Raw genomic sequence first — 14,752 nt, forward strand, 5'->3', positions numbered from 1 at the left:
CAAACGCGACCTCATTACCTTTATCACGCTCTCCTTTATGTGGTCGCTGTCCTTTGTTTTTTATCGTATCGGCGTACCTGAGTTTGGCTCGCTTACCTTTGCCAGTCTGCGAGTGATATTTGCCGGATTGGTGATGTTGATTTTTGTGTTAATCAGCAAGAAAAACAGAGCTGGTATCCGCGAGCATTGGAAGCTATTGGCGCTTGTCGGACTATTTTCCACTGCCGTACCTTTTGTGCTATTTTCTTTTTCAGCACAATCGGTAAATGCGGGTGTGTTAGCAGTGCTTAATGCCTCTGTGCCAATCATGAGTGGCTTTATCGCCAGCACTTTTTTTAAAGACAGATTATCAAAGAAACAGCTACTTGGTTTGATTATTGGTGTGGTTGGTGTGATCATTCTCATGAGCGAAAAATTGTTTGGGGGCGGTGATCAAAGTAAAGGTTTGGTCGAAGGATTATTGCCAATGGGTTATGCATTATTGGGCAGTGTTGGTTACGCGCTTGGTGCCAACTTCACCAGAAGTTATTTGTACAATGTTTCACCAGTGGCCATCACCGCAGGCTCACTCATCATTGCCAGTATTATCATGTTGCCCGTTACCTTTTATGAGTTTCCCTATGGTCAGAGCATCAGTCTAAAAGCATGGATATCGGTGATTTGCATTGGCGTGTTTTCTACTGCGATTGCGCTGATTTTTATGAATCAATTGATCAAAAATATCGGGCCAACTAGAGCGACGAGTATTACCTTAGTGATTCCAATTTTTGCCATTATTCTAGGTTATGTGTTACTTGGAGAAGCCTTAGACACACGAGCGATCGTTGGCTCTATGGTGATATTGTTTGGCACTTATTTATCTTTAGAGTTGTCGGTTAAACAGATGATGAAGCATGCATGAAGTAATGTAGGTGTTTTGGCTTTATTATGCTTTATTGAGCATCCTTATCCACACAAATAATGCCCGTCAAACAATTCCTATCTTGAGTGGCTATCCATGGTGACGATAGATTTAAAGCTTCATTTAGTTGATATTGTGTGATGTTCCTCTCGTCTATTTCACCACCGTTTTCATCTTTGTCAGGTATAGGGTACTGCGTCAGACGCTCGGCATCAGATTGCTCCATAAATGTGAAAAAGTCTTGCACATTTTTAGCCAGCTCATTATTGGGGCGTTTAGCCAACTTTAGCAGCAGTCGTTTATTGTCTGAGTCATAGAAGTTGCGTATTTCTTTATCTGTCCATTGAGTATTTTCGGACCCAAAAAATAGTAGATAGCGATACATATTGAATAACGACTCGGCATCGTTATAAAAGATACTCTGTGGATAGTGCTTGATAAAGTCTTCCCAAAAGACAGTACGTTCAACCAACTCCTCAAAAGAAAAGGCAATCGCCGTATCGAACCAAAAGATTTCTTGGTTGTCTTTTGCCATACGCTGGACAAAGGCCGCTTGATCCTCAGGTAGATAAGGGATAAATATATCTGCCATGGCGGTTAGGTCGTGATAAAACTCATAATCACCTTCACCCAAATAGCGCACATGAACGTCGGAACCACTCCTGATTAAACTTACCAAATATCGCACACGAGGGCTGACCTCTTTTAGTTGTGCCACAGTGACGGTTTGGTCTTCTTCAATCGTACGCATTAGGGCATAAAATGAGCTATTGTCTATCGCGCTATCAACATTATTAATGCTATTGACGCTTAGAAAACGTTGATACATCGCTTGATATTCTGTTAGCCATTGTAGGATTTGAGTATTGTCGGCCACTGGTAAGCAAGCCGTTAGCTGGTGCTGAACCGCATGAATATTTTCGATTTCACTTTTATTATCAATGGTATTTATGGTGTCTTCCAGCTTGCTACAAATGAGCTGCTCTTTTAATGTATCTTCCGATAGTTTCACCAATGCTTTAGTGAGTTCTTTCGGTGTTTTTGCTTCTGCGAGCGGCTGAGAGCTTTGGTCGGTTGTGGTCTGTGTATCAGCTTCAGGTGCCGTTTTATCTGAAGGAGGCTGGCAGGCGGTGAGGGCAAACACTAAGCTTGAACTGACAATAAGTAGCACTTGATTCTTTTGCACAGATTGCATCCTTTCAATACTCCGTTGAGTATGAATGTTTGTAATTTGATGTGAGTCCTAATAACTTATTTGTATGAGCGTGCATAGATTTTACCCTGTAATAAGCAATTGAGATAGCGAATATCACTGTTATTAAATAAATATAAACGTGTGTTTCTGTTTGTAAAGATTACTTGAATAATGACAAGCATTCCTTATAAATGTAACGGTCGTTCAATAAACCTTCATCATGATAACGAACACCAATTTATAATGACAAACATAATAAGGCATAACATGGTACACGATAACTTATTTGAACCCGTAAAAATGGGTACACAAACGCTAAAAAACCGTATATTAATGGCACCATTAACACGTCTGCGTTCAGTAGAGCCTGGTGATGTACCGACAGCGCTGGCTGGAGAATACTACTCACAGCGTGCTGGCTCAGGATTGATTATTACTGAGGCGACGCAGATTTCTTTTCAGGCGAAAGGCTATGCAGGCGCACCTGGTATTCATACTCAAGACCAAATCACCGCATGGAAGGCCATCGTTGATAACGTCCATGCCAAAGGTGGCAAGATTGTGGTACAGCTATGGCACACCGGTCTGGTCTCGCATGAGAGCGTACAACCTGATGGTAAAGCCCCAATTTCCGCTTCTGATGTAAACGTCGGCATACGTACCTCGCTACGTGATAGTAATAATCAAGCAATTCGAGTGGACGCGACGACACCTCGCCCAGCCACACTTGATGAAATCAAGCAAGTCATTGCTGACTTTGCACAAGCAACCAAAAATGCTAAAGAAGCGGGCTTTGATGGGGTTGAGATTCACGGCGCTCATGGCTATCTGTTGCATCAGTTCTGGGTGGAACAAACCAATCTACGTACTGATGAATACGGTGGTAGCCGTGAAAACCGAGCGCGCCTAACACTAGATGTCATCGATGCTTGTGTTGATGCTTGGGATGCGGATCATGTCGGTATTCGTATTTCGCCGCTTGGAACGTTTAACAATGTAGAGGCCGGCTATAACGAAGATGAAAACATCTGGTTGATTGAACAGATTAACAAGCGTGGTCTAATGTATCTACATCTGTCAGAGCCTGATTGGGCTGGTGGTACTCCTTATAGCGATACTTTCCGTCAAGGTGTCCGAGCTGCTTTTGATAATATGATTATCGCTGCTGGTGGCTATACCGCCGAAAAAGCAGAGAAAAATGTTAAAGCAGGTTACATCGATGCCGTTGCTTTTGGTCGTGATTACATTGCCAACCCTGACTTGGCTGAACGTATTCGTGAAGGCGCTGCGCTAAATGAACAGCATCCCGAAAGCTTTTATGGTGGCGGTGCTGAAGGTTACACCGATTATCCGTTTTTAGCTCAAGCGTAGTTAGTTAGGTGAAAGATAAGCCTTGAATAAAAGCCACCAGACGATAAGCGTTTGGTGGCTTTTTTATACCTGTGGATACGTATGTGTTCGCTATTAGATAAAGTGTCAGCTACTTAATAAAATTACCTGTTTGGTAATCTCGAAACGTTTGGCGCAGCTCTTCTTGCGTGTTCATGACAAAAGGGCCATAACCAGCCACTGGTTCGCCAATAGGCTCCCCGCTGAATAGCAAAAGTTTGATAGGCATTGAGGTCTGTCCATCAGTTTCGGTAGTAGGACAGTGCAGCTCAATGGTGTCAGTATCAGGTGCTTGCCCATCTTGAATATCAGTACGATGTTGCGTGGGTGGCTCAAACTGAATCAAATGTCCTGCGCTCACAGTCGTATCATTGACTAGTAACTTACCTTCTTGTACTAGCAATAGCGTATTGTGCGTGTTGGGTACTTGCAGCTTCGTTGACCCAGCGGTATGTAATTCAATATTCCATACATTAACTGGGGTGAATGTGCTGGCTGCGCCTGTGACGCCTTGCCACTCACCAGTTATGATAGCGGCTGTACCAATAACGGTTTGCTCTTCATTGTTGTTAAGTGTCTGACTAGCGCTATTATCTATCAAATCGACGATAGGTATGTCTGCGCGTTTGATGCTTTGGTATTTTGGTTGGGTGAGTTTGTCTTTACTTGGTAGGTTGACCCACATCTGCACCATACTAAAAACGCCGCCATGCTGTCCAAATGATTCTGAGTGAAACTCTTCATGCATAATGCCGCGCCCTGCGGTCATCCATTGTACGTCACCTGCCAAAATATCACTGCACCCACCAGTAGAATCGGCATGGCTAAGTTCTCCTGAATACGCGATAGTGACAATGTCAAAACCTCTGTGTGGATGCTTACCAATACCATGTGGTTGTGATTTATAATCAGGATTTGGCTCAAAAACGGTGGGCACACCATAATCGAATAACAAAAATGGATCGGTATGCTGATAGTTAAAATCGGGATTGTCATCAAGATGGTTGATTAGGGTTTTTACATAAAAGCCATCACCCACCCAATATGGTACTTTTTCACCATGAACCTTCTTGATTTGACGCATATATTCCCTCGTAAAACAGATTACTGTTATCTGCAAAGCAGCTCTGTCTGACTACTTTGCGCTATATTAGCCTTATTATATCTAAATTATCAGGAATTAATTCAGGTAAAAGACAACTTAAGTAGAATAATTTTCTATAGGAGATTTAGTAGACCTTACTGTCTATCGTTAATCCTCTATAAATCGGATGGGATATCACTCTCGATTAGTCTACTATTTTTGGTGATTTTACTTGTATTCAAATCACATTGAACCGACTATAGCATCAAACAACTTCACCACTAACAAAACCGCTTGCCCACGCCCATTGAAAATTATAACCACCAAGCCAGCCTGTGACGTCGAGCACCTCACCGATAAAGTATAGACCATCTTGTAAGTTGCTTTGCATAGTCTTTGAGGATACCTCATCTGTTTTGACACCGCCGCGCGTGACTTCAGCGGTACGATAACCCTCAGTACCAGACGGTTTTAGCTGCCAACCATTCAAGCTCGCACCGAGCTCTGCCAAACGCTCGTCTTTAATATTAGCAAGCTCGGTATCTTTGATATCTTCCCACAGGTGAGTCTGTAGCGCGGTCAGCAGCTTTTTTGGTAATGCACTATCAGTATAATCAGCGAGCACCGTACGAATCAGCTGCTTGGGATGTGATTTTTTATGCGCCAATAAGAGCGCTGTCGTATCGATATCGGGTAGCAGGTTGATACTGATGGTTTCACCCGTATGCCAATAATTAGACAGTTGCAGCATCGAAGGCCCTGACAGTCCACGATGGGTGAATAGCAGTGGTAATTTAAAGGAAATGCGCTCGTTACTGGCAATGACTGGCAAGCTAATACCTGACAATGACCGAATAAGCTCACCTGTTTTATCAGTGAAGGTAAAAGGTACGAGACTGGCGTCAGTTGATATGAGCGTATGACCAAACTGCTGTGCCACTTCATAACCCAAGCCGCTAGCACCCATGGTTGGGATAGATAATCCGCCCGTGGCGACGACTAATGACTCACAGCGATAGCCTGTTTGTGGCAGCTTGGTTTGATTGGCTGTCTCTTTTCTTTCTTGCTTTTCTTTCTTAGTCAGCTGTTTGGTCGTTAGTAACTCAAAACGAGCATTTTTGTCGTTTTCGACAGTTTGAACGCTTTCAATTTGAGCATTCAGTTTTACTTGTACACCGACAGCGGCACATTCATCAAGGAGCATGGTTAAGATGTCTTGTGCAGAGTCATCACAGAACAGCTGACCATGCTCACGCTCATGATAAGCAATTTTATGCGCTTCAACCATACTGATAAACTCCCAACTGGGATAACGGCTAAGGGCTGATTTGCAGAAATGTTGATTGGCACCTAGGAAGTGTTCAGGCTCAACGAAGTAATTGGTAAAGTTACAGCGACCCCCACCTGACATCAGGATTTTTTTGCCTGCTTTATTGGCATGATCTAATACCAGTACGCGGCGACCACGGCGACCCGCAGTGAGCGCACAGTATAACCCTGACGCGCCAGCACCGATAATAATGACATCGTAGTGGGCGTATTGTGATGTATTGCGTTGATTGCTCATTGTGGTCTCATAAAATGATACAGCCTGTCCACTATAAAACCGCTACAGGTCTTAACCTCGCTCACTAACCAATCGTATAGTGGGCACTCAGTTCGTTGTATCGATAATAGGGTAAATTGACTATAGATATAAAATAATAAAAATAAAGCTGATTGCTTATATTCAATAAAGTCGTGCTTCAAAAGAGTCAGTCGCTCTTAGCGTTCGCTTTAGAATAGCTATTGTCCATATTTTATTTAAGGTTACAAGGATTAAATACCTTATTGCCTTGTCCATGCATTTTATCATGTATGACCAATTATACCGCTGTACAGTGATATTGTTATGAATGGCAGTTGATGCCTTGCAACCATCCGGCTTATTTGTCAAACTAACCTTACGTGTCACGCATTATGGAAGATGGCTCTTATTACCTGTACAGACGGTCGTTATTGACGATTGGTACAGGTAATAATAATTAAAAAGGATGACTATTATGACTCAGAAATCATTTCCCCTTGCAGCCGAGTTCATCGCTGCTGCCAATACGACAGCCGAACAATACCGCACCGACTACCAGCAGTCTATCGAATCCCCTGAATCTCATGATGCCTTTTGGGCACAGCGTGCCGAGCTAATTGATTGGATAAAAAAACCAACCAAAATCAGCGATGTGAATTACGATTTAGAAGACTTTCGTATTAAATGGTTCGAAGATGGCGAGCTGAATATTTCAGTCAATTGTCTCGACCGACATCTGCAAAACAACCCTTATAAGCCAGCAATTATTTGGGAAGGTGATCATCCTTCCTTACATAAAATTATCTCCTTTAAAGAGCTGCACGAATCGGTCTGCCGCTTAGGGAATGCCATGCGTAAGCTTGGGGTCAAAAAAGGCGATCGCGTCACCTTATATATGCCGATGATACCGGAAGCGATGGTGGCCATGCTGGCGTGTACGCGTATCGGTGCGGTGCATTCAGTGGTGTTCGGTGGGTTTTCTGCTGAGAGTTTGGGCAATCGGTTGATAGACAGTCGCTCAAAACTGGTGATTACTGCTGATGAAGGATTACGTGGTAATAAAAGTACACCGCTCAAGGCCAATGTCGATCGCGCACTTGATATGGATGGTACGGACAGCGTAACCAACGTCATCGTCGTCCACCGTACTGGCAACTCCGTACCGATGAGTGGCCGCCGTGATGTTTGGTATCATAGCTTGGTCGATGGCGAATCGAAGTATTGCGAACCTGAAGTGATGAATGCCGAAGACCCGCTGTTTTTACTCTATACATCTGGCTCGACGGGTAAGCCTAAAGGTGTGTTACATACGACTGGCGGCTATATCACTTATGCGCTTTCTACGTTTCGAGATGTCTTCGATATTAAAGACGATGATGTCTACTGGTGTACAGCCGATGTGGGCTGGATTACGGGGCATACCTATGCTACTTATGCACCGCTCGCTAATGGAACGACGACAGTGATGTTCGAGGGGGTTCCAGAATATCCAACATGGGCACGTATTGGTCATATCATCGATAAGCACAATGTGACGGTCTTATATACCGCACCGACCGCGATTCGAGCAATGATGAAAGAGGGCGATGCCTTTGTTCGTGAGTCTAATCGTTCTAGCCTGCGCTTGCTCGGAACCGTCGGGGAGCCGATTAATCCAGAAGCATGGGATTGGTACTATCATGTGGTCGGCGACAGTAAATGTCCAATCGTTGATACTTGGTGGCAGACGGAAACAGGCGGTATTTTAATGGCGCCAATACCAGGCGCAGTCGCACTCAAACCGGGTGCGGCGATGAACCCTCTATACGGTATCAAGCCAGAAATCGTTGATACCGATGACACTATATTAGAAGGGTCTGCTGAAGGTAACCTGCTGATTAATAGCAGCTGGCCAGGACAAATGCGGACGATTTACAACGACCATGAGCGCTTTTTAGAGACCTATTTTAGCGATTATCCAGGCTATTATTTCACTGGTGATGGGGCACAGCGCGACGAGGATGGACATTACTGGATTACAGGGCGTGTCGATGATGTGCTCAATGTCGCGGGGCATCGTCTGGGTACGGCGGAGATTGAAAGTGCGGTGGTCGCACATCCTGCAACGGCTGAGGCTGCCATTGTGGGCATGCCACACGAGATTCGTGGTACGGGTGTTTGTGCCTTTATTATCCTAAAATCAGGTGAAAAAGAGACAGAGTCATTGAGGGCTGAATTGAATCGACACGTGCGTTCTGAGATTGGGCCCATTGCTAATTTGGATACCATTCATATCGTCAATGTACTACCCAAAACGCGCTCGGGCAAAATCATGCGTCGTATCTTGCGTAATCTAGCGGCAGGGCAGTATGTAGGCTTGGGAGATTTATCTACCCTTGCAGACAGTTCTGTGATTAATCAGTTGGTCGAGGTGGTCAAGGCTGAGCGTGGAGAGTAGAGAGCCAAATAGCTCTGGGCAACTGAATATAGGGCGTGTTGAACATTCAAATGTGGTGCTGGCAGCGACTATCTTTCAGGCAATATGCAGTGAAATTTTTGATGCTTAGTCATTCCACTATAAAATTACGACAGCGTTAACCTTGCTTGAAGTATTATGAAGTGTGCTCAATCTGAAATGACAGAAAAGCCATGTTATAAAATAGCATGGCTTTTTTACGTAGATGATATTGATATGAGTAGGTTTTAGAGGTTCAATGCTATTTAAAAGTACATCGACTAAAAGTAAATCATTATTTTCTGACCAACTATCCTATAAGGCTTACTGTCATTATGACTCATCATTCTGTAATTTCTGCTGATACCACTCCACCCAAAATCGCTATCATCGGCGGTGGTCTGACGGGACTGTTTACCGCTACATTATTAGAGCGTGCTTTTGGCAAAGATAATGATAAGAATTTGATACCGCAGATCACTATTTTTGAGAAGTCGCGCAGTGTTGGACGTTTGGCCACCCGTTATCGTACTGATAATCAAACTGGAAAAAACTGGCAATGGGCATTTGGCGCACAGTTTTTTACGGCGAAAACAGCAAGCTTCCAACAGTTTATCGCACCTTGGCTAGATACTGGTCTACTAAGACCATGGTGCGCACAAGTGGTCAACCTAACACCAGCAAACGATAGTATTGAGGTATTTGATATCCAAAGCAAAGAGCAATGGAATACCACACAATCACGCTATATCAGTACACCAAAAATGACTAGCTGGGGACGTGAGTTGGCGGATGAGTTGCAGCACACTACCATAAAGTTTAAAACCCGCGTCGCACCATTGGCTCAATATGACAGCGCTATAGCAGAAAAAGCTGATAAAAAGACTGAACTGTTTGACGATACTGGCGCGAGTCTCGGTTATTTTGATTGGGTGATTTGTACCGCGCCTAACGGTCAGGCAGTCGAGTTGATGGCAAATAGTGGCTTTGGTGCGCAAGCCAATATTACCGAGCCACAAATGCAAGCTTGTTATACGCTGATGTTAGGATGGAATGATACTGCCGCATTACCGAAAGGGCTAAGCAGCCTAAGCGAACAGCAATGGGATGTCGCTTATTTGAGTGATTCTATTCTCGATAGAATATTTATTGAGCATCAAAAACCTGCTCATGATGATCTGCTACCCAGTGTGACCATTCATGCTAGCAATCGTTGGTCAGAGCAGCATGTCGATGATGATATCGAGACCGTCCAAGCACAATTATTGCAAGCCGCACAGCGAGCGTTGAACTGGAATGAAGAAAGCGTGCCCAGTCAAATAGACTGTCATCGCTGGCGTTATGCTGCCACGGTTATTGATACCGATATCAACAAAGACAGTCTTGGTATTTTAGTAGATGAGCCGAAGCAGTGGGTTGTTAGTGGTGACTGGTGTGGACAGGGTAATATCGAAAGCTGTTATCAAATGGCACAACAGACAGTTGATACAATTTGTAAAACAATCTAACCATCGCAAGTGACTTACTTGTTTATTTACTTACTGTGCAATCAACCCTACACATCAAAATTATAAAGATAGGAGGATAGTCAACGATGTTTGGATTTGAGATAGATATTGAATTAATGCAATACCACTTCTTTCAGCTGGGCATTGCTTTTGTCCTATCTTTACCTATCGCTCTTAATCGTGAAATGAAAGACAATGGCGCAGGGCTTAGAACTTTTCCTTTAGTGACGATTGCCTCTTGTGCTTTTATGTTGGTGGGTCGGGATATTTATGAATCAGCTGGTGAGGCGAGAATCATGTATGCGATTATCACAGGCATGGGGTTTATTGGTGGTGGTGCGATTTTTAAGAACGAAATGGGTTCAAAGGGTACTGCGACGGCAGCTAGTCTATGGAATACAGGCGCTATTGGTATTTCAGTAGCCTACGGTCGTTATGAAATTGCTATTATTTTATCTGTTGTGGGTTTTTTAATTTTACAATTCTCAGAACCGTTTAAAACGGGAAAGAATAGTACGTGATTTCAATCAAATTAACGATAAATTTAGTCGATTCACTATAAAAAATACAGCGATACCAAATATATTTGATCATAAAATTTCTGAAATTTTGTATATTAAAAGTAACAACTAAGCTACAAATAATAATATTCAAACCTAGCATAAACAGATATATTTGCATGTTTTAATATACTAAACAGTATAAAACCAGAGGTGGCTATAGTGCTTATAGGAAGTGAACTGACTCGTTTGATGCTTGAACGTGGTTGTCAAGAATAAGTGCTTTCAAGAATCTGTAGTATTTGATCTTATTTAAATAAAGAGCAAGATATTTATTGATGAATAAATATAGACAAAAAAGAGCCCACAGAGGGGGTTATTGTGGGGTTATCTCGCGTTATCTATTGTTAGCTTAAAGCTATATATTACGTGCATTACATGCTAATATCTATTATCTAGCGTTATCACAAGTGACCACCAATTAGTTACATAAATGGTGGTCAAAGTGGTGGTCAGATTTTTGACACGATAAATCAGTAATAGAGGCGTGTAGTCATGGCGGCATTAACAACCGATACCCAAATCAAGCGAGCGATTAAAGACGCACAAGGGCAAAAGCGTGTTTATCACACCATTGGTGGCTATGCTGGCTTACGTTTGCGCTTGCGTGGTGGCTGTATTGAGTTTCAACATCGTTATACACACCCTATCACTGGTAAACGTAAAGAGATGACGCTAGGACAATACCCAGCTTTAACGCTTGAACAGGCAAGGCAGACCCATGCCGATAATATGCGAATGCTTGCCCAAATGATTGACCCAATAACCCAGCGCGATAATGAACGAGCAAAGCAAGCCACCGCTATAACCAATACTTTTCAAGCGGTAGCTGATGACTGGCTAAACGAATTAACAAACAACCCTGACCACCAGCCAGCACCAAGCACACTAAGAAATGTTAATAATTACCTTAGACCCTTAGTAACTGCCTTTGGCAAATTCCCCGTTAGTGAAATCAGCACCCAGCAAGTCTTAGCCCTATGCCGTGACATTCAAAAAGAATATGTGCATAAAGGCAATCGAGTTAAGCACATGGCGCAGCGTATCTTTGCCCATGCTGTATTAAAGGGCTTTATTGAATATAACCCCGTAACACAGCTATCAGGTGCCAAAGCATTGAAAGCCACACGAACCAAACATCATGCCTCACTGACAGACCCCAAAGACTTTGCAGTCCTACTAAGGGACATTGACCAGTTAAGTGATAAGCAGGTGTATAACAAACCGATATTAAAGCTATTAACGCTTACCTTTGCCCGTGTAGGTGATATATGCGCTATGAAGTGGGCAGACATTGACCTGAACGCTAAGCAATGGGCATTTAAGCCACAGAAAGGGCAGCGCCGTGAGGACATGGTAGAAAGTTTGGTAGTACCACTAGCGCCGCAAGCAATCGCTGTCATAGAGCAAATGCAGTCGTTAACAGGTGGGCATGAATATGTGTTTTATAACCCTAAACGCAAGAAAGGTAATTACCAAGACCCACAAGCCGTGAACAAAGTCTTAAACGACCCATCTATGAACAGCGGCGGCATTGGCAGCAATTACGAGGGTAGAGGCTATAAAGAGGTGCATACGCCGCATGGCTTCCGTGCCAGCGCAAAAACCATGCTGATGGAACGACTAGGCTATGACGAGCTGCTAACAGAGATACAGCTAGGGCACCAAATGCTTAACAAGTACGGCAAGGCGTATAACCGTATGCAAGCCGTACCTGAACGCACGCGCATGATGAACGAATGGGCTAACTACTTAGATAATATTAAGGCTGGCAAGATTGATAACGTCATTCATACCAGTTTTAGACAACAATCACAAAAGCTGGGTTAATGCTCAGCTGACCACTTTGCAAGGCTAGGGGTTGCTCCTGAACGACAGATATTCACACCCTTAAACTGTCACCGCCTTGCACCTATTTTGATTTAAGGGTGTAGGGGTGTGAATGTGAGTATTTTAATTGATGAGTTAGAAGCGCGGAAAAATGATTATATTTTAGTAGCAGACGTTATAAACGCTATGTCAAATGCGACCAATAGCGCACCTGATGAAGTGGTCAAATATCTTGATGCCCATAATATTGACGAACACATGCCACTATTATACATGGACGAAAGTTACACTTTTGAGCCGTACAATGGGCACATTTTAGGCTTAGGTAATGACGCAAATATAACCTACTATCAAAAGTCCGATGTAATGGCGTTTGAGCCAATCACCAAGCACGGTATTTTTGACGACAAGCAAACCCCTTTAGTTAACGATATTTACGGGCGGACTTATGATATTAATCAATACAAAAAAAATCGTGAGGACGAATACCTAACACTAGCCGAAACATTAAACCTCCTTAATTATAATGCTGATATTAATTCTCCATCTTATGACCATGTGAAACTAAGGGATTTAGCAAGAAAAAGACTTATAACGCCCTGTTTTTACTTTTGTGGCTATGTTGGCAGTTTTGGAGGTGATAGCAGCAAGGTTTTAAAAACTGAGATTATGACGGGGTACTTTAGTTATAGGTTGTTGGTTGAGGAAATTTATAATTATGATGACTATATGAAGTTACCAAACAATGGAGTTATGATTTACAGGGTACTTGAAAAACAAACCGCCGAATATGTGGATTATGACGATGTATTCTTGTTTTATGATAAACCACAAGGACTTGATGAGGCTGAAAAATTCAAACTAACTCATATGGAGTCCGAGGAAATCAGGTTTTCAAAGCAAGAACTGGGCAGCTATATAGCCTCACTTACCAATACCAGCCAAGATGATACACCAGCACATAATGATAGTGAATTACTCACAAAGTTAGAAACCACCCAAGTTGAGAACAACGACCTCAACGCTAGATTATTCACTGCTAGAAATACTTACAAGCAAAATCAAAACGAGATAAAAGAGCTCAAAGCACAGCTTGAGAAAGCAAACGCTGAAAGTGCAGACCTCAAAGAGCAGCTAAGTAATAAAATAGACGCGCCAGCTGATGACAATACATTGCAAACTATCTTAAATGAGAGCCACGACTATCACGCTCCTGACTTAAAGCATGCTATTCAGTTATGGATTGATTTATATGTCAATGATGGAATAAAAAGCGACTCACATTCTAATAAAGCAGCTCAGTGGATAAGCAGAAATACTGACTATGCTGAAAATGCTAAAACATCGACAGATAGAATAAAAGAAATAAGCAGTCCATCTAAGTATTGGAGTCCACACCGTAAAAAAGAGGTTTAAAATAATTTTCACTAAGTCATTGATTTATATATACCCTAGGTAGCTTACCTAGGGTATTTTTTTGATTTACCCCCCTTACCTTACCTGATAGATAAAAAGCTAAATTGCTAACTCAAATCAACGCCAAGTAACGGCATGAAATCGGAGTTAGCAAAATGTTGCACATATCAGACAACCCCCAAACCACTACAGAGTTACACCCTAACGGGCAGACTCGCATCAAGGCAGCCGCCAATCTCATAGGCGTTCACCATCAAACATTACGCCGATGGTGGAAAGCTGACAAATTCCCAAAACCTACCGACATTAACGGCATTCTATTATTTAGAAATGCTGACCTATTGGCATGGCTTGAGCGCCAACATTCAGCAAGCGAGGGGGTTTAATCATGACTACTACAGCCACCGCTACCGCCCCAGTGACAAACGAGCAAGCACCTAAGACCCAAATTGACACCATACGGGCACACTTGATGACAGGGGCAACTATCAGCACATGGGACGCATACCGCCTTTATCAAATCACATGCCTAGCACAGCGCATACATGACTTGCGCCTAACAGGGCTAGTTATTCAAAGTGAAATGGTCAAACACAATAAGAAATGGTTTGCCCTTTATTGGCTTGATGAACAAACCTTACTTGAAAGTGAACTGACTAACAGCGAGGTGAACTAAATGAATAACCACCCTAGCATATCAATCGACACCCCAGCCAGCCGCCTAGTGACCGTGGATAGCATTTACTTACGGCTTATGTATGACCGCATACAAGATATTTACAACGATACCGACCACCTAGCCACCGCGCTAGATGCTATCAATACAAAAGATGATGTTAGTCAAGGCGTACTTGTGGCAGTCAAAGCA

13 protein-coding genes are annotated in these 14,752 nt (G+C 43.0%); 10 read left to right on the plus strand and 3 right to left on the minus strand.

Going from position 1 to position 14,752, the window contains the following annotated elements; all coding sequences use genetic code 11:
- Positions 1-901 (plus strand): DMT family transporter (locus tag ACT3QP_RS12255; protein ID WP_444525701.1); only part of this gene is annotated, 901 nt, incomplete at its 5' end.
- Between the two features lie 31 nt (positions 902-932).
- Here the strand turns inward: ACT3QP_RS12255 and ACT3QP_RS12260 are convergent.
- Positions 933-2,087: a hypothetical protein gene (locus ACT3QP_RS12260; RefSeq protein ID WP_192519688.1), complete on the minus strand. Its 1,155-nt coding sequence runs from the start codon at positions 2,085-2,087 to the stop codon at positions 933-935.
- Between the two features lie 276 nt (positions 2,088-2,363).
- Between ACT3QP_RS12260 and ACT3QP_RS12265 the strand changes: the two genes are divergently transcribed.
- Positions 2,364-3,467 (plus strand): alkene reductase, encoded by a 1,104-nt coding sequence (locus ACT3QP_RS12265; protein ID WP_192519687.1) that lies wholly within the window; start codon positions 2,364-2,366, stop codon positions 3,465-3,467.
- Positions 3,468-3,576: 109 nt separating this feature from the next.
- Here the strand turns inward: ACT3QP_RS12265 and ACT3QP_RS12270 are convergent, their stop codons facing one another.
- The gene (locus ACT3QP_RS12270; RefSeq protein ID WP_192519686.1) at positions 3,577-4,569 is read right to left on the minus strand and encodes a pirin family protein; all 993 of its coding nucleotides are present in this window, start codon (positions 4,567-4,569) and stop codon (positions 3,577-3,579) included.
- A 265-nt stretch (positions 4,570-4,834) separates the two neighbouring features.
- Positions 4,835-6,136 (minus strand): NAD(P)/FAD-dependent oxidoreductase, encoded by a 1,302-nt coding sequence (locus tag ACT3QP_RS12275; protein WP_192519685.1) that lies wholly within the window; start codon positions 6,134-6,136, stop codon positions 4,835-4,837.
- Between the two features lie 475 nt (positions 6,137-6,611).
- On the opposite strand from ACT3QP_RS12275, the gene acs reads away from it, so the two are divergent.
- The 8 genes from acs to ACT3QP_RS12315 all read left to right on the plus strand — a co-directional run.
- Positions 6,612-8,573, plus strand: a complete 1,962-nt coding sequence (gene acs, locus ACT3QP_RS12280; protein ID WP_192519684.1) for an acetate--CoA ligase — start codon at positions 6,612-6,614, stop codon at positions 8,571-8,573.
- 332 nt (positions 8,574-8,905) lie between these two features.
- A complete protein-coding gene (locus ACT3QP_RS12285) occupies positions 8,906-10,078 on the plus strand; it encodes an NAD(P)/FAD-dependent oxidoreductase (protein WP_442062439.1) in 1,173 nt (390 codons plus the stop codon).
- 86 nt (positions 10,079-10,164) lie between these two features.
- Positions 10,165-10,599: an MgtC/SapB family protein gene (locus ACT3QP_RS12290; protein ID WP_192520176.1), complete on the plus strand. Its 435-nt coding sequence runs from the start codon at positions 10,165-10,167 to the stop codon at positions 10,597-10,599.
- A 534-nt stretch (positions 10,600-11,133) separates the two neighbouring features.
- On the plus strand, positions 11,134-12,468 hold the full coding sequence (locus ACT3QP_RS12295) for a tyrosine-type recombinase/integrase (RefSeq protein ID WP_444525702.1): 1,335 nt from the start codon (positions 11,134-11,136) through the stop codon (positions 12,466-12,468).
- A 114-nt stretch (positions 12,469-12,582) separates the two neighbouring features.
- Positions 12,583-13,884, plus strand: coding sequence for a coiled-coil domain-containing protein (locus tag ACT3QP_RS12300; protein ID WP_444525703.1), 1,302 nt, complete (start codon positions 12,583-12,585; stop codon positions 13,882-13,884).
- A gap of 155 nt (positions 13,885-14,039) precedes the next feature.
- Positions 14,040-14,270: a helix-turn-helix transcriptional regulator gene (locus ACT3QP_RS12305; RefSeq protein WP_372860593.1), complete on the plus strand. Its 231-nt coding sequence runs from the start codon at positions 14,040-14,042 to the stop codon at positions 14,268-14,270.
- Positions 14,271-14,272: 2 nt separating this feature from the next.
- Entirely contained in the window at positions 14,273-14,560 is a 288-nt protein-coding gene (locus ACT3QP_RS12310; protein ID WP_296192203.1) for a helix-turn-helix domain-containing protein, read from the plus strand.
- Positions 14,561-14,752, plus strand: a 192-nt coding sequence (locus tag ACT3QP_RS12315) for a hypothetical protein (RefSeq protein ID WP_444525704.1), incomplete at its 3' end; no start/stop codon positions are given.

It is taken from the genome of Psychrobacter sp. AOP7-B1-24, assembly GCF_052376215.1.
Classification (GTDB): domain Bacteria; phylum Pseudomonadota; class Gammaproteobacteria; order Pseudomonadales; family Moraxellaceae; genus Psychrobacter.